Here is a 15,813-nt window from a genome sequence, read left to right on the forward strand (position 1 = left end):
ATTGGGCATGCGGGCGAATGGGCCGCTTGTCGGAATCTGCCCCATGTGCGTGCCGGTGGGCGGCGAGGCCTTGGTGTGCGCGTACCCTGCAGTCAGCAAAGAAAAAGGCCCATCGCTGGGCCTTGATACACGGAACAGGGGACTGCGCGCCTCAGCGTACCCGCATGCCGGGGGTAGCGCCGGGCCAGGGGTTCAGCACATAGATGCCGGGGTTGGCCTTTTCATCCCCGTGGCTGGCGGCCAGCACCATGCCTTCGCTCACGCCAAACTTCATCTTGCGCGGGGCCAGGTTGGCCACCATCACGGTGTGCTTGCCAATCAGGTCTTCGGGCTTGTAGGCGCTGGCGATGCCGCTGAACACGTTGCGGGTGCGACCCTCGCCCACATCCAGCGTCAGGCGCAGCAGCTTGGTGGATCCTTCCACCGGCTCGCAATTCACGATCAGCGCAATGCGCAGGTCGATCTTGGTGAAGTCGTCGATGGTGATGGTGGGGGCTAGCTCTTCGCCGCCGGGGTGGCCGTTGGATGCTACTGTTTCTGTAGCTGCTTGCGCAGGTGCAGCCTGCGCTGGGGCCTCAAACAATGCCTCAAGCTGCTCGGGCGTCACGCGCTGCATCAGGTGGTTGTAGGGCTGGATGGCCTGCACGTTGCCGTCCACCGCCCACTGCGCCATGCTGCGGCCGACGAAGCCTTCCACCGCGCGCGAGAGGCCGGGCAGCACGGGGGCCAAGTAGCGGGTGAGGGCGTCGAACGCATTGATGAGCACCGAGCACACCTGGTGCAGCGCTACGTTGTTGGCGGCGTCCTTGGCCAGGTCCCAGGGCTTGTTCTGGTCCACGTAGGCGTTGATGCGGTCGGCCAGCAGCATGATTTCGCGGGTGGCCTTGCCGTATTCGCGGGCCTCGTACAGCTGGGCCAGCGTGTCGCGGGCGCCGCGCACTTCGGCCAGCAGGGCGCTGCCGGCAGCGTCAAAGTCGCTGGTCAGCTTGCCGTCAAAGCGCTTGGTCAAGAAGCCCGCAGCGCGGCTGGCAATGTTCACGTACTTGCCGATGAGGTCGCTGTTCACGCGCAGCATGAAGTCCTCGGCATTGAAGTCGATATCTTCGTTGCGGGCGCTGAGCTTGGCGGCCAGGTAGTAGCGCAGCCATTCGGCGTTCATGCCCAGGCTCAGGTACTTGAGCGGGTCCAGGCCGGTGCCGCGGCTCTTGCTCATCTTCTCCCCGTTGTTCACGGTGAGGAAGCCGTGCACGAACACGCTGTTGGGCGTCTTGCGGCCGCTGAAGTGCAGCATGGCGGGCCAGAACAGGGTGTGGAAGGTGACGATGTCCTTGCCGATGAAGTGGTACTGCTCAAGAAGCGGGTCGGCCATGTAGGCGTCGTAGCTCTCACCGCGCTTTTCCAGCAGGTTCTTCAGCGACGCGAGGTAGCCCACGGGTGCATCCAGCCACACGTAGAAGTACTTGCCCGGCGCGTCTGGAATTTCGATGCCGAAGTAGGGCGCATCGCGGCTGATGTCCCAGTCGCCCAGGCCTTCGCTTTGCGTGCCGTCCGGGTTGGTGCGGACGGTGAACCATTCCTTGATCTTGTTGGCCACCTCGGGCTGGAGTTTGCCGTCCTGTGTCCAGTTCTGCAGAAATTCCACGCAGCGCGGGTCCGACAGCTTGAAGAAGAAGTGCTCGGATTGTTTCAGCTCGGGCTTGGCACCAGAGAGGGCCGAGTAGGGGTTGATCAGGTCGGTGGGGGCATACACCGTGCCACACACCTCGCAGTTGTCGCCGTACTGGTCCTTGGCATGGCACTTGGGGCATTCACCCTTGATGTAGCGGTCGGGCAGGAACATGTTCTTCTCGGGGTCGAAGAACTGCTCGATGGTGCGCACTTCGATCAGGCTGCCGTCGGCGCGGTCGCGCAGGTCGCGGTAGATCTGGCGGGCCAGCTCGTGGTTTTCTGGCGCATCGGTGCTGTGCCAGTTGTCAAAGCTGATGTGAAAACCGTCCAGATACTGCTTGCGGCCCGCGGCGATGTCGGCCACGAACTGCTGGGGCGTTTTGCCTGCCTTCTCTGCGGCAATCATGATGGGCGCGCCGTGGGTGTCGTCAGCACCCACAAAATTCACTGCATTACCCCGCATGCGCTGGAACCGCACCCAGATGTCGGCCTGGATGTATTCCATGATGTGGCCGATGTGGAAGTTGCCGTTGGCATAGGGCAGGGCGGTGGTGACGAAGAGTTTGCGGGCGGATGACGTCATGGGTGTACGGCTTTCTCAGGCGGAACCCGCAATTTTAGGCGAGCGCCAAGCCCCGTTGCGGGCGGTGGCCTACTGATGCAACTGCCGGGTGACTTCTGCGCCTGTGTCCGTCCAGCCAAAGAACCGGCACACCTCCTCGCGCATGGCCAGGGTGTCGGCGCGGCCCAGTTCCATCAGCTCGCGGGTGTAGCCTGCCTCAAAAAGCAGGTAGCTGGCCAGTGCGGCCCCGCGCACATCGGCCATGTTGGAGGTCACGCCCAGCGCGCCCAGCATGGTGCGCACCGGGCCGGGTAGGTCGCCCACGTGGCGGGCGGCGACGGCATCGAGCCGTTGCGAGGGGGCGATGACCAGCAGCTCGATGGGCCGCAGGGCGCTGTGGGTGCGCTTTTCTTCGGGGATGAGCGAGAGCGTCTGGTTGATGCGCTGCACCCGCTCCACATCCACCGACAGCGCGTCCAGAAAGATGTTGGACAGCGCGTGGCCTGCAATCTGCGCAAGCGACGGGTAGGTGGGCGACGGGTTGGCGGTGGCATCGCCTTTGGGCTCGTGCATGCGGCCTGCGCCGATCACCAGAATGCGCTCGGCCCCCAGATGGATGGCCGGGGCGATGGGTGCAGACTGGCGCATGGAGCCGTCACCGAAATATTCGGTGTGGTCGCCCATGACGATGCCTTTGGCGGGGAAGATGAACGGAATGGCCGAAGACGCCAGCAGGTGTTCGTGCGTGATGCGGTCGCGCGCCGCCTTGCGTTGCGAGCGCACCCAGGGCTGCACGGGCTCGGCCGACTCAAAAAACGTCACATGCTCGCCTGAGCTGTAGCTGGATGCGGTGACCGCCAGCGCCTTGAGGTGCCCTTTGCGGATGAGGCGGGGCAGGCGCACCAGCGGCACCATCTTGACCAGCAGCTTCTCCAGCGGAGAGTTGTCCAGCAGCGACTGGGGCCGCATGCGCCGCCACCGCGCCAGCGCCCAGCCCATGGACAGCAGGGTCAGCCAGCGCGCGCCGCTGCGCATCACGCTCAGCGAATCGGCTCCGTACACCTGGTTGGCATGAAACTGCCGCCACACGCGCGCAATGCGCCGCACGGCGCGGTCAAAGTGGTCGGCCCCACAGGCCAGGGCGGCTGCGTTGATGGCCCCGGCCGAGGTGCCGGTGATGATGGGGAACGGGTTGGGTTCATCACCCGCGCCGCAGGCCTGCCGCAGATCGGCAATGGCTTCGAGCACGCCCACCTGGTAGGCGGCACGGGCACCGCCGCCCGTCAACAGCAGGCCCGTTGGGGGCGTGGCGGGGGCGGCCGGGTGTTTGGGGCGCATCGTGGACGTGGGTGGTTAGTGCGGCTCAACAGAGAAAGACTGTAGATGGCTGTGGTCAGGAGTGTGCGGCGCCGCTTCCATCGATGGGTTTGGGAAAACCCGCATCTCCCGCACTACACCGCACCCCAGCGCCGCCTGTGTATCAACCCAGCAACAGCGCCGCCAGCGCGGGCCCTTGCAGCAGGGTGATGCCATGGTCTCGGGCGAACAGGGCTGCGTTCTCGCTCACGCTGCCTTGCGCAGCAATGTAGATGGCGCCCTGGGCGTCCTGAGTCTGCATGGCGGTGTACAGCTCGCGCAGGGGTTCCACGCCATGCGTGGCGGCTTTCCAGCGGCGTGCGCTCACCAGAAAAGTCTTGCCGTCCTTGGCCAGGCGCAGGTCCACCACGCCTTTGGAGGCCACGTTCACGTCATAGCCCTGGGCGACCCAGGCGTGGGTAAGGGCTTGGGAGAACGCATTCCAGTGCATGCCCTGTACGCTGTCCAGCATCTGGCTGACCTTGGCCTTGCTGGGCGCGCGCAGTTGCCGCCAGGCGGCAATGCAGCCCACGACAAAGATGGGAAAGCCCCCAAGAGCGCCGAACACAAAGTACTCCTTGGGCAGCAGTGCGCGGGACACCAGCGCGATCACCGCCACCAGCACAAAGCTGATCCACCACGGCGAGCGCAGCAGCACGGCGAACAGGGAGTTTTCAGACATCTTGAATTTCACGGTGTTTTCTCGCTCGGGCAGGGGGCGGCAGCGCCGCCGGGTGCAAAGGGGGAGGTGGCCGCTGTCACGGCCCAATGGGTGCGCATTGTCATGCAGTTGGCGGCAGGGTTGCCCGTGTGTGACCCACGCCGCCCTCTTGCCCCCAACAAAAATCCGTGAAAGCCTCTTGGATAGACTAGCGGCCCCACAGGAGTTATTTGAATGTCAGTCACCGAACAGGGCCTTTTGGCCGCTCTTTCCAGCGTGCTGGATCCCCATACGGGCAAGGATTTCGTCAGCACCCGCGCCGTCCGCAATGTGCAGATCACGGGTGGCGATGTGGCCTTTGAGGTGGAGCTGGGCTACCCCGCCAAGAGCCTGGTGCCCGAGCTGCGCCGCCAACTGGTAGCGGCCGCCAAAGGCGTGGCTGGCGTGGGTAACGTTTCGGTCAACATCACCAGCAAGGTGGTGGCCCACGCCGTGCAGCGCGGTGTGCAGCTTTTGCCACAGGTCAAGAACATCATTGCCGTGGCCTCGGGCAAGGGTGGCGTGGGCAAGAGCACCACGGCCGCCAATCTGGCCCTGGCGCTGGCTGCCGAGGGCGCCAGCGTGGGTGTGCTGGATGCCGACATCTACGGCCCCAGCCAGCCCATGATGCTGGGCATCAACCGCCGCCCTGAAAGCGAAGACGGCAAGACCATGGAGCCGCTGGAGAACTACGGCGTGCAGGTCATGTCCATCGGCTTTCTGGTGGACCAGGACGAAGCCATGATCTGGCGCGGCCCCATGGCTACCCAGGCGCTGGAGCAGCTGCTGCGCCAGACCAACTGGAAAGACCTGGACTACCTCATCATCGACATGCCCCCCGGCACCGGCGACATCCAGCTCACGCTGAGCCAGCGTGTGCCCATGACCGGCGCGGTCATTGTCACCACGCCTCAGGACATTGCCCTGCTGGACGCCAAGAAGGGCATCAAGATGTTCGAGAAGGTGGGCGTGCCCATCCTGGGCATTGTGGAAAACATGGCAGCCCATGTGTGCAGCAACTGCGGCCATGTGGAGCACATTTTTGGTGCCGACGGCGGCAAGAAGATGGCGGCCGACTACGGCATGGATTACCTGGGCGCGCTGCCGCTGAACATGAGCATCCGCCTGCAGGCCGACAGCGGCAAGCCCACCGTGGTGGCAGACCCCGATGGCGAAGTCGCCCAGATCTACAAGAAGGTGGCCCGCGATGTGGCGGTGAAGATTGCGCAGAAGGCCAAGGACTTCTCCAGCAAGTTCCCCACCATCTCCATCAGCAAGAATACCTGATTTTGCTATGAAATATGTAGCTGCCTGCGCTTATAGATAGAGCGCTGGATGGCTAAAAATATATGAATGGATCAGTGGGTTGCCGGAGCATGAGGTGCCTGCCGTGTGGGTAGTGATGGCGCCCTTGCCGGGCTGGGCAATCCACGTCCGGCCTAGGTGCGCCAGAGAGGTGTGACTGCATGAACCTGCTCGCGTCCTTGCGTTACCTGGTGGCACTGCATGAGCACCGGCATTTTGGTCGTGCTGCTGCAGCCTGTCATATCACCCAGCCTGCACTGTCGAATGCGCTGCGTGCGCTGGAGGAAGAGTTTGGCGTCGTGATCGTGCAGCGTGGGCGCTCGTATGTGGGACTCACCCACGAAGGGCAGGCCGTGCTGAGCACCGCGCAACGCATGTTGCGAGAAAGCGAAGTGCTGCGACAGGAGCTGCACAGCTTGCAGGACGCGCCGCGTGGGTGCTTGCGCATGGCGTCCACCCCTACGGCGGTTCCCATACTCTCCCGTTTTGCAGCGCTGCTCCAGGCACGACACCCGGGTATTTCGTCGGTGGTGCTGTCCATGAGCTCGCTGGAGTTGGAGCAGGGGCTTGAAGATCTGTCGCTGGATCTGGCCGTTGGCTACAGCGAGCGCATGCAGGCGCAGCGCGGTAGTTTGCGGTCCTGGCCGCAGTGCACTGAGCGTTACTACCTGATCCGGCGAGCAGCGGTGGCTGCAAAAGACCAGTTGCGCATCGGGGCGCCCATCACATGGCGAGAGGCCGGAGCGTTGCCGTTGTGCCTGCTCACGACCGAGATGCATAACCGCTTCATCATCGATCAGGCGTTGCGGGAGGCAGGGGTCGTGTCGGCGCCCGCCATGGAGACCAACTCGGTGCTCACTCTCGTGTTGAGTGTGGCTGCTGGCAATGTCTGCAGCATCCTCCCCAGTGCCATGGTGTCGGCGGTGCGCAGCGAGCGCACGCTGGAGGCATTGCCGCTGGTGGAGCCGGATGTGCACACACCCATAGGGTTCATGACGCAGCGCGGGCCCCGCACCTCCCGCGCTCTGGAGGCGGCTTTGCAGCTGCTGGAGTCTGCAGAGTGGCGTGATCAGGTGCAATCGCATTGCGGCGATCTCACTGCGTGAGGCTGGTCGAACTGCGCTTCCCATTCCAGAACTGCGACGAGACCTTTTGATGGTTTCTGTTATGCAAGTCTGTGCATACATTCGCGCCATGAATCAAGCGATGTGTTGATTCAATTTGACCATCTGTCTCTGCGTTACTGAAACTCCCGTCCTGGTGCTTGATTTGCATCAATAAACTGCGCCTTTGCGGCGTGACACGAAAGGGAGAGGAATCAGATGACGGCATCCACTGCAAGCGTGCCAATGGGCAGCCAAGTACCCCAAGCGCCGGGGTTTCTGGACAAGGAGCGCATCATTGCCGGGCCTGGCTTCAACCGCTGGCTTGTGCCTCCGGCTGCGCTGGCAATTCACCTGTGCATCGGCATGGCCTATGGCTTCTCGGTGTTCTGGTTGCCCCTGTCGAAGGCTTTGCAAACGGCAGGAACGGGCGCTGCCTGTGGCAAGGATGTGGGGTTCTTTGCCCAGTTGTTCACCACGCAGTGTGACTGGAGCGTTGCCACCCTGGGGTGGATGTACACCCTGTTCTTCGTGTTTCTGGGCTGCTCCGCGGCCATCTGGGGTGGCTGGCTTGAGCGTGCTGGCCCTCGCAAGGCGGGCGTGGTGTCGGCTGTTTGCTGGTGTGGCGGCATGCTGCTGTCGGCCCTGGGCATCTATACCCACCAGTTCTGGATGATGATTCTGGGCTCGGGTGTGATTGGTGGCATCGGGCTGGGGCTGGGGTACATCTCCCCCGTGTCCACACTGATCAAGTGGTTCCCTGATCGGCGCGGCATGGCCACTGGCATGGCCATCATGGGCTTTGGTGGTGGAGCCATGATCGGCTCGCCCCTGGCAGTGGAGTTGATGAAGCTCTTCGCCACGCCCACCGACGCGGGTGTGATGCAGACCTTTGTGGTCATGGCGCTGGTGTACTTTGCGTTCATGATGGCCGGTGCCCTGGGCTATCGTGTGCCCCCCAGCGGCTGGAAGCCCGAGGGCTGGACGCCCCCGGCCACGCTGACGGCCAACGCCATGATCACGCAGCGCCATGTCCATGTGAAGAAAGTCTGGGGCATCCCCCAGTTCTGGCTGGTGTGGGTGGTGCTGTGCATGAACGTGTCGGCTGGCATTGGCGTGATCGGCATGGCCAGCCCCATGCTGCAGGAAGTGTTTGGCGGAGGCTTGGTGGGCATCGGCAAGAAGTTCACCGAGCTGAGCAAGGAAGAGCTGGCAGCCATTGCTGCCGTGGCGGGTGGCTTCACTGCGCTGCTGTCGCTGTTCAACATCGGTGGTCGCTTCTTCTGGGCCAGCCTGTCCGACAAGCTGGGCCGCAAGCTCACCTACACCGTGTTCTTTGTGCTGGGCGGTTTGCTGTACTTCAGCATTCCCTCGTCGGCCGGTGCGGGCAGCAAGCTGCTGTTTGTGGGCGCGTTCTGCGTCATCCTGTCCATGTACGGTGGCGGTTTTGCCACAGTGCCTGCCTATCTGGCCGACCTGTTCGGCACGCAAATGGTGGGTGCCATCCATGGTCGTTTGCTCACAGCCTGGGCAACTGCAGGTATCTTGGGCCCGGTGGTGGTCAACTACATGCGTGAATACCAGCTGGGCCTGGGCATTCCGCGCGAGCAGGTCTACAACCAGACCATGTACATCCTGGTGGGCATGCTGGCTGTGGGGCTGATTGCCAACTTGCTGGTGCGTCCGGTGGCCGATAAGCACTTCATGACCGATGCCGAGCTGGCCCACGAAAAGAAGCTGGCCCACGACAAGGCTGTGGCCGCTGAAGTAGGCACAGGTGGCAATACTGCTGAGCGCACCAGCACCGCCGTGGTGGTGCTGGCCTGGCTGGCCGTGGGCTTGCCACTGGCCTGGGGCACGTACAAGACACTGTTGAGCGCAGCCAAGTTCTTTCAGTGAATGACCTTGGGTGGGGCGTAGGCGCTGGGTCAGGCGTCTGCGCGCCCTCCTGAGCAGCAGTACAAGCATGGATCCCGGCGCGCAGCAGGTCACCCGTCTCAGGCGGGGCTTGCTGCAGCGCCTTTTGGTTTTCGTTCAGTCCGGGAGTTGGCGATGAAACAAGAAAAAATTGAGTTTTACAAAGGCCCGGCCGGTGGCTGGGGCGCTTTGAACAGCGTGAAGAACACGCTGCTGCGCCAGGACATACCGCTGAAGGGTGCGAAGACCTTGCTGTCGGCCAACCAGCCTGACGGGTTTGATTGCCCAGGTTGCGCCTGGCCTGATCGCAACCACGCCTCAACCTTCGAGTTTTGCGAGAACGGAGCCAAGGCTGTGGCAGCAGAGGCTACCGAGCGGCGTGTGGCTCCCGACTTTTTTGCGCAGCACACTGTGACTGCCTTGCAAGAGCAAAGCGACTTCTGGCTGGAAGACCAAGGTCGGCTCACCCACCCGATGGTGTATGACGGACAGACCGACCGTTATCGCCCCATCGCCTGGGATGACGCCTTTGCCCTGATCGCGCGGCATTTGAATGCGCTGCCCGATCCGAACCAGGCCATCTTCTACACCTCGGGTCGTGCCAGCAACGAGGCCGCTTTTCTGTACCAGTTGTTTGTGCGCCAGTACGGCACCAACAATTTTCCCGATTGCTCCAACATGTGCCACGAGCCGAGCGGCAGTGGCATGCGCCCGCAAATCGGTGTGGGCAAGGGCACCGTCACCCTGCACGACTTTGAGTGCGCCGACGCGATTTTCATTTTTGGACAGAACCCCGGAACCAACCACCCCCGCATGCTGGCCGAGTTGAGGGATGCCCACAAGCGCGGGGCTCGCATCGTGAGTTTCAACCCCCTGCGCGAGCGAGGGCTGGAGCGATTTGCAGACCCCCAAAACAAGATGGAGATGGCCACCTTGGGCTCGTCGCCCATCAGCACGCACTACTTCCAGCTGCGGGTGGGCGGTGACTTTGCCGTCGTGAAGGGCATGATGAAGCATGTGCTGGAGCAGGAGGACCAGCGGGGTGGGGTGCTGGACCGTGCATTCATTGCGGAGCACACCACGGGGTTTGAGGCGCTTGCCGAGGACTTGAGGGCTGAGTCATGGGCGCTGCTGGAGCAGGAATCCGGCCTGTCCGAAGCGCAGATCCGCGCGGCGGCTGACATCTACATCGGAGCCGAGCGCGTCATCGCCTGCTGGGGCATGGGCATTACCCAGCACAAGCATTCCGTTGCCACCATCCAGGCCATCGTGAGCTGGTTGATGCTGCGAGGCAACATCGGGCGGGAAGGTGCTGGCCCCTGCCCCGTGCGAGGCCACAGCAATGTGCAAGGCGACCGCACCATGGGTATCTGGGAAAAGCCCCCGGCCGCCCTGCTGGACAAGCTGCAGGAGGTCTTTGGCTTTGAGCCACCGCGCAAACCCGGCGTGGACACCGTAGAGGCCATCAGCCAGATGCTGGAGGGGCGGGGCAAGGTTTTCTTTGCACTCGGAGGCAACTTTGCCGCCGCCACACCCGATACCTACGAAACATGGAAGGCACTGCAAAGGTGCGATTTGACGGTGCATGTGGCCACCAAGCTCAACCGCAGCCACGTGATACACGGGCGAGAGGCTCTGATCCTCCCGTGCCTGGGCCGTACGGAGATCGACATGCAGGCCACGGGCCCCCAGGGGGTGACTGTGGAGGATTCCATGAGCATGGTGCATCTGTCCATGGGCATCAACCCGCCTGCTTCAGAACACCTTCTGTCTGAGCCTGCCATCGTGGCCCGTCTGGCTGCTGCCACGCTGGGCTCGCGCAGCCAGGTGCCCTGGCTGTGGCTTGTGGAGGACTACAGCCGTATCCGTGACCTCATTGAAAAGGTGTTCCCTGATTTCAAGGATTTCAACGCCAGGGTGGCGCTGCCAGGCGGCTTCAGGCTGCGCAACACCGCCAGCGAACGGGTCTGGGCGACACCTTCTGCCAAGGCATCTTTTTACGTGCATGCTGTTCCGCGCGATACGCCCACCCATTTGGCGAGAGAACGGTTCAAAGACGCGGTGGTGTTCACACTGCTGACAACCCGCTCGCACGACCAGTACAACACCACCATTTATGGCATGGATGATCGCTACCGGGGTGTGTACGGTCAGCGCCGTGTTGTGTTCATCAACGCTGAGGATATTCGGGCCTTGGGCATGAAGGACGGCGACTGGGTGGACATCCATACCCTGTGGAGTGATGGACAGAAGCGCCGAGCGGATCGCTTCAAATTGGTGGCTTACGACATTCCTCGCGGGAATCTGGCGGCTTACTACCCTGAGACTAACCCTCTGGTACCCCTGAGCGCCGTGGCTGATGTGGCCGGTACGCCCACTTCCAAGTCCATCCCGGTGGTTCTGGTGCCGCATGGGGCAGGTAACGGGGCGGACAACGGTGCCGTTTCACAACCCAGTGCCTCAGAAGCCGGGGTGTCGGCGTGATGGCAGATGCGCCCGCTGTGCACGGAGAGTCTTCGCTCGCGATCCGAATTCTGCAAACTTTGGCGGGAGAGCCGGAGGCTGTGTCTTTGCCCTGGCTGGGCAAACGTCTCTCGCAAAGTGCCAGCGTGTTGATGCGGCAGCTCACCTTGATGGGGGCTGCCTCCATAGGCGGGCAAGCCGGGCCGGGCTGGGTGGATGTGCGTCAGCATGAGGGGAGATGGATGGTGCAGCTGACTCCCCAGGGGCGTCTGGTGGCGCAAAGCGGTGCAGATGGTGTGTGCAACGGAGATACGGCATGACGGGGTGGACAGATGTCTCATCTGCTTCCTGCGCAGAGCTTGGCAACCGCATCATGGAAGCCGCTTTACCCCAAGTGGCGGCCCGCAAGGTTCGGGTATTTGGCGAGCAAGGCCTGTCTGATGAGGGTGAGGAGCGCCCTGACTGGCTTTCTGCAGAGGTGCCTGTCGCCATGGTGTTCAACGGGGTGTCACATGCGGTCATGATGGCAACGCCCGACCAGCTGGAGGAGTTTGCGCTGGGCTTTGCGCTGAGCGAGGGCATCATCGACCATATGGACGACTGCCGCGGCGTGGACGTGTGCGAGGTGGAAAGCGGCTCTGCTGCCCTTCCGCACGGGGTCGGCGCAATCGAAGTGCGCATGGACATCGCAGCCCGCTGTTTCGAGCGCCTGAAAGCCCGCCGCCGCACACTTGCAGGCCGCACCGGCTGTGGGGTGTGCGGTGTGGAAAACTTGGCGGCTCTCGATCTGGTGCCGGAGCAGTTACCTGCGCAACCGTGGCATCGCGAAGTAGACGTCGCCACCGTCCTCCAGGCTTTCGATGGGCTGCAGATGCGGCAAAGGCTGAACGCACAGGCGGGATCGTTGCACGCTGCGGGTTGGGCGCGTCTGGATGGACAACTGTTGTTTGCTTGCGAGGATGTGGGGCGTCACAACGCGCTGGACAAATTGATTGGCTACCTCGCAAAGTACCAGAACATCCGCGAGCCCGGCTTTGTGGTGCTGACCAGTCGCGGCAGCCATGAGCTGGTGCGCAAATGCGTCCGCGTGGGCATCAGCGCCCTGGCCACCATCTCTGCCCCCACCGCAACCGGTGTCCAACTGGCCGATTTGGCTGGCATGCGCTTGTGGGGGCTGTGCCGTGCTCCTAGAGCGGTGCTCTACACCCCAGGGCGCGGCGTCACTGCATCCTGAACCCGGCACTTGCTGAGTCGGCAGCTTTGATGTTGGAAAAGGTTCCTTGTGCTGAGCCCGTCAAATCCTTTCAATTTGCCCGGGCATCCGTGAGCGGCATCAAGTGGGTTGGTGCTGGCTCCATAAATAGCGTCTGAAGCAGGGAGATAGGGCAGGGCGTTACAGTTCGTCCATGCAAACACGCCCCGCTTTTCAAGTCGCCGTCATCATGCGGCGGGAACAACTGGACAACCGCTGGCAGCCCTGGCGCTGGGTGCTGGAGGATGTGGTTCCTCACGAGGCAGCCTTTGGAGATGTGCCCAGACTGTTGCGCCAAAGCGAGTCATCTGCTCAGTGGCTGTTCCCCGATTTCAAGGTGGAGCTGTTCCGTGACGATGCCGAGGGCTATCACCTGAATGCATCGTCGCCAGCGCCGTGCTGGTTTGTGCTGTGGCGCATGGATGAGGACGATGGGTCCGGTCAACTGGCCCTCGCACGCCCTGTAGAGGTGAGCCTGAGCTATCACGACGCAGGCCGCTGGCTGGACGCTCAAGAAATGGTGGAACAGGTGCCCGTGCCGCCTGAAGTGCTGCAAGCGATGCAGGCCTTTGTGGCAGAGCACTACCAGCCCGAGCCCAAGCGCCGCAAGCGGCCGGACAGCTTTCAGCCCCTGCAGGACCGTTTTGGCAACCCGGCCTCGGTCAGCACCGACAAGCTGCGCGGCGGAGGCCGCCATGGCTGAGGGATTTCTGGGGCGCTGGTCGCGCCGCAAGCAGGATGTGCGCGAAGGCAAGCCGGTGCAGGAGCCTGAGCGCCAGGCCGTGGTAGAGCCACCGCAGCCTGCTACCGCACCTGCCGCAGGGCCTGCCTTGGCAAAAGCACCTGTGCAAGGCACCACAACGGCCCCTGCCGCGGATGCAGTGGCCGCACCGCCGCCGCCCACCCTGGAGGATGTGCAGGCGCTGTCCCGGGATTCAGACTTCAAGCCCTTTGTGGGCCGCGCTGTCGCGCCCGAAGTGCGCAATGCCGCGATGAAGAAGCTGTTTTCCGACCCGCATTTCAATGTGATGGACGGGCTCGACATCTATATCGACGACTACACCCAGCCCGACCCGCTGCCCGCCAGCATGTTGCGGCAGATGGTCAGTGCCCAGTTCATGGGCCTGGTGCAGGACGACAAATTGGCCGAGCCGGTGCCCTCCACACAGGGTGCACCAGCTTCTGGTCAGCAGGTGCAGCCGGGCGAAGCGCTCGCCAAAGACCCCGTATCTCCAACGTTGCCAGACGGTCACCTGGCACAACCGGGGCAAGCCGTGGCACAGTCGGGGGTATGCACAGCCATTCCTAGCTCGCAAGGGGCGGTGTCCACCGGTTCTGTTACAGACACGGGGGGCGCAGCCTCTGCCAGCCACCCAGAACATGACCACGCTCATCTGCGATTGCAACCAGACGATGCCGCTGAACGCCCAGGACCTGGGCAAGGCGCTTCGTGAAGACCTGACACTCCATTCCACCTTGTGCCGCCGTGAGGCGGGCGCATTCACCCAGGCCATCCGATCGGGCGACGAAGTGGTCGTCGCCTGCACGCAGGAGCAGCGCCTGTTTGCCGATCTGGGCCAGCAGACCGAGGGTGCTGTCTCTCCCATCCGCTTCGTCAATATCCGTGAGACCGGAGGATGGAGCCGCGATGCCGCCAAGGCGGGCCCCAAGATAGCCGCGCTGCTGGCAGCGGCGCACCTGCCAGAGCCACCACCGGTTCCTGTGGTCACTTACAAGAGTGCAGGGCGTCTGCTCATCATCGGCCCGCTGGATGCGGCAGAGCGTGTGGCGGCCCTCGTGTCTGACGTGCTGGACGTGACGCTGTTCGCACAGGGGCCGGGCCAGGCCGGGGGCGCGCAGGCGCGGCGTTATCCGGTGCTGGGTGGGCGCATCGAGGCCCTGACGGGTTGGCTGGGCGCCTTCGAACTGCGCTGGAGCGACAGCAACCCCATCCAGCTCGATCTTTGCACCCGTTGCAATGCCTGCGTGGCTGCCTGCCCTGAGAACGCCATCGGGCTGGATTACCAGGTGGATCTCTCGGCCTGTACCTCTCATCGCGACTGTGTGAAGGTCTGTCAGGTGGCTGGTGCCATCGACTTCCAGCGTGTGGCGTCCTCAGACACGGCGCAATTCGATCTGGTTCTGGACATGCGCGCCCCCCATGCCACGCCCACCTTCTTGCAGCACGCCTTGCCCCAGGGATACCTGCGCAGCGATGGCAGCGATGTCTCCACCGTGCTGAAGCTGCGCGAGTTGGTGGGCGAGTTTGAAAAGCCCAAGTTCTTTGAATACAAGCAAAAGCTCTGCGCCCACAGCCGCAATACCTCTGTGGGATGCAATGCCTGTGTGGATATTTGCTCGGCAGAAGCCATCAGCAGCGACAAGGCTCGTCAGCGCGTGGTGGTCAATCCCAACCTGTGCGTGGGCTGCGGGGCCTGTACCACCGTGTGCCCCACCGGAGCCATGTCCTACGCATATCCCCCAGCGGCAGAACAGGGGCTGCGCCTGAAAACCTTGCTCTCCACCTATGCGGCTGCGGGCGGCAAGGATGCCGTATTGCTGCTGCACAGCCAAGACCGTGGCCAGGCGCTGGTTCATGAGCTGGGCCGTGCGGCCCAGTTGCGTGTGGCGCAGGGTGTTCCGGCCAACGTGATTCCTGTGGCGCTGTGGCACACCGCCAGCACGGGCGTGGACCTGTGGCTGAGCGCCATCGCCTACGGCGCATCGCAGATTGCCGTGTTGGTCACTGACGAGGAAGCACCCCAATACTTGGACGGGTTGCGTGCCCAGATGGATGTGGCGCAGCGCATTCTGAACGGGCTGGGCTACACCGGCACGCACCTGCGCATTCTGCAGGCCAAGCACCCCACCGATCTGGACGCGACCCTGCAAACCCTGGGTCAGACGCGGCAGGTCATACCCGCCGTGCCTGCCCGTTTTGCGGTGGCCAAGGAAAAGCGCGCCACCCTGGAGATGGCGCTGGGTCATCTGCAAGAACAAGCTCCGCTGGCCCGCACTGGCCTGCCCGTGGCCATCGATTTGCCTGCCCAAGGCTCGCCGCTAGGGACCATCCAGGTCGACAAGGACCGTTGCACCCTGTGCCTGAGCTGTGTGAGTGCCTGTCCCGCCAGCGCCCTGCAGGACAACCCCCAGCTACCCCAGTTGCGTTTTCTGGAGCAGAACTGCGTGCAGTGCGGTCTGTGCCAGACCACCTGCCCTGAAAACGCCATCACCCTGCAGCCGCGCCTGTTGCTCACCCCTGAGCGCAGCCAGCTGCAGGTGCTCAACGAGGCCAAGCCCTGGGCCTGTGTGCGCTGCAGCAAGCCCTTTGGCACCGTCAAGGCCATTGAGGCCATGCTGGGCAAGCTGGCCGGGCATGCCATGTTCCAGGGCGAGGCGCTGGAGCGCCTGAAGATGTGCAGCGACTGCCGCGTGATCGACCTGTATTCCGCACAAAACGAATCGAAAGTGACCGACCTGTGAGTGC

General features: G+C 63.2%; 12 protein-coding genes. 9 read left to right on the plus strand and 3 right to left on the minus strand.

Annotated elements, in window-relative coordinates; all coding sequences use genetic code 11:
- Window positions 1–151 precede the first annotated feature (151 nt).
- The 3 genes from metG to AACH87_RS07500 form a co-directional block, all read right to left on the minus strand.
- Complete coding sequence (metG, locus tag AACH87_RS07490) at window positions 152–2,251, minus strand: methionine--tRNA ligase (protein ID WP_338798148.1); 2,100 nt, start codon at window positions 2,249–2,251, stop codon at window positions 152–154.
- Window positions 2,252–2,320: 69 nt separating this feature from the next.
- Window positions 2,321–3,568, minus strand: coding sequence for a patatin-like phospholipase family protein (locus AACH87_RS07495; RefSeq protein ID WP_338798149.1), 1,248 nt, complete (start codon window positions 3,566–3,568; stop codon window positions 2,321–2,323).
- 142 nt (window positions 3,569–3,710) lie between these two features.
- Complete coding sequence (locus tag AACH87_RS07500) at window positions 3,711–4,268, minus strand: restriction endonuclease (RefSeq protein WP_338798881.1); 558 nt, start codon at window positions 4,266–4,268, stop codon at window positions 3,711–3,713.
- A 213-nt stretch (window positions 4,269–4,481) separates the two neighbouring features.
- Between AACH87_RS07500 and apbC the strand changes: the two genes are divergently transcribed.
- The 9 genes from apbC to AACH87_RS07545 all read left to right on the plus strand — a co-directional run bounded on the left by apbC (window position 4,482) and on the right by AACH87_RS07545 (window position 15,809).
- Window positions 4,482–5,573, plus strand: a complete 1,092-nt coding sequence (gene apbC, locus AACH87_RS07505) for an iron-sulfur cluster carrier protein ApbC (RefSeq protein ID WP_338798150.1) — start codon at window positions 4,482–4,484, stop codon at window positions 5,571–5,573.
- Window positions 5,574–5,752: 179 nt separating this feature from the next.
- The gene (locus AACH87_RS07510) at window positions 5,753–6,697 is read left to right on the plus strand and encodes a LysR substrate-binding domain-containing protein (protein WP_338798151.1); all 945 of its coding nucleotides are present in this window, start codon (window positions 5,753–5,755) and stop codon (window positions 6,695–6,697) included.
- 216 nt (window positions 6,698–6,913) lie between these two features.
- Window positions 6,914–8,593, plus strand: coding sequence for an OFA family MFS transporter (locus tag AACH87_RS07515; protein ID WP_338798152.1), 1,680 nt, complete (start codon window positions 6,914–6,916; stop codon window positions 8,591–8,593).
- 153 nt (window positions 8,594–8,746) lie between these two features.
- Window positions 8,747–11,095 (plus strand): FdhF/YdeP family oxidoreductase, encoded by a 2,349-nt coding sequence (locus AACH87_RS07520; protein ID WP_338798153.1) that lies wholly within the window; start codon window positions 8,747–8,749, stop codon window positions 11,093–11,095.
- 80 nt (window positions 11,096–11,175) lie between these two features.
- Window positions 11,176–11,394, plus strand: coding sequence for a hypothetical protein (locus AACH87_RS07525; RefSeq protein ID WP_338798154.1), 219 nt, complete (start codon window positions 11,176–11,178; stop codon window positions 11,392–11,394).
- A gap of 53 nt (window positions 11,395–11,447) precedes the next feature.
- Window positions 11,448–12,308 (plus strand): formate dehydrogenase accessory sulfurtransferase FdhD, encoded by an 861-nt coding sequence (gene fdhD, locus AACH87_RS07530; RefSeq protein ID WP_338798882.1) that lies wholly within the window; start codon window positions 11,448–11,450, stop codon window positions 12,306–12,308.
- A 172-nt stretch (window positions 12,309–12,480) separates the two neighbouring features.
- Window positions 12,481–13,029 (plus strand): DUF3305 domain-containing protein, encoded by a 549-nt coding sequence (locus tag AACH87_RS07535; protein WP_338798155.1) that lies wholly within the window; start codon window positions 12,481–12,483, stop codon window positions 13,027–13,029.
- Window positions 13,022–13,780, plus strand: a complete 759-nt coding sequence (locus AACH87_RS07540) for a DUF3306 domain-containing protein (RefSeq protein ID WP_338798157.1) — start codon at window positions 13,022–13,024, stop codon at window positions 13,778–13,780. Before AACH87_RS07535 ends, AACH87_RS07540 begins: the two co-directional genes overlap by 8 nt.
- Window positions 13,740–15,809: a 4Fe-4S binding protein gene (locus AACH87_RS07545; RefSeq protein ID WP_338798883.1), complete on the plus strand. Its 2,070-nt coding sequence runs from the start codon at window positions 13,740–13,742 to the stop codon at window positions 15,807–15,809. Before AACH87_RS07540 ends, AACH87_RS07545 begins: the two co-directional genes overlap by 41 nt.
- Window positions 15,810–15,813: the final 4 nt, after the last annotated feature.

The sequence above is a fragment of the Acidovorax sp. DW039 genome, assembly GCF_037101375.1.
Lineage (GTDB): Bacteria > Pseudomonadota > Gammaproteobacteria > Burkholderiales > Burkholderiaceae_C > Acidovorax.

Excerpts from the sequence above, each read along its gene's own strand:
- metG (WP_338798148.1), bottom strand. The coding sequence starts at position 2,251 with ATGACGTCATCCGCCCGCAAACTCTTCGTCACCACCGCCCTGCCCTAT.
- AACH87_RS07495 (WP_338798149.1), bottom strand. The coding sequence starts at position 3,568 with ATGCGCCCCAAACACCCGGCCGCCCCCGCCACGCCCCCAACGGGCCTG.
- AACH87_RS07500 (WP_338798881.1), bottom strand. The coding sequence starts at position 4,268 with ATGTCTGAAAACTCCCTGTTCGCCGTGCTGCTGCGCTCGCCGTGGTGG.
- apbC (WP_338798150.1), top strand. The coding sequence starts at position 4,482 with ATGTCAGTCACCGAACAGGGCCTTTTGGCCGCTCTTTCCAGCGTGCTG.
- AACH87_RS07510 (WP_338798151.1), top strand. The coding sequence starts at position 5,753 with ATGAACCTGCTCGCGTCCTTGCGTTACCTGGTGGCACTGCATGAGCAC.
- AACH87_RS07515 (WP_338798152.1), top strand. The coding sequence starts at position 6,914 with ATGACGGCATCCACTGCAAGCGTGCCAATGGGCAGCCAAGTACCCCAA.
- AACH87_RS07520 (WP_338798153.1), top strand. The coding sequence starts at position 8,747 with ATGAAACAAGAAAAAATTGAGTTTTACAAAGGCCCGGCCGGTGGCTGG.
- fdhD (WP_338798882.1), top strand. The coding sequence starts at position 11,448 with ATGGAAGCCGCTTTACCCCAAGTGGCGGCCCGCAAGGTTCGGGTATTT.
- AACH87_RS07535 (WP_338798155.1), top strand. The coding sequence starts at position 12,481 with ATGCAAACACGCCCCGCTTTTCAAGTCGCCGTCATCATGCGGCGGGAA.
- AACH87_RS07540 (WP_338798157.1), top strand. The coding sequence starts at position 13,022 with ATGGCTGAGGGATTTCTGGGGCGCTGGTCGCGCCGCAAGCAGGATGTG.
- AACH87_RS07545 (WP_338798883.1), top strand. The coding sequence starts at position 13,740 with ATGCCGCTGAACGCCCAGGACCTGGGCAAGGCGCTTCGTGAAGACCTG.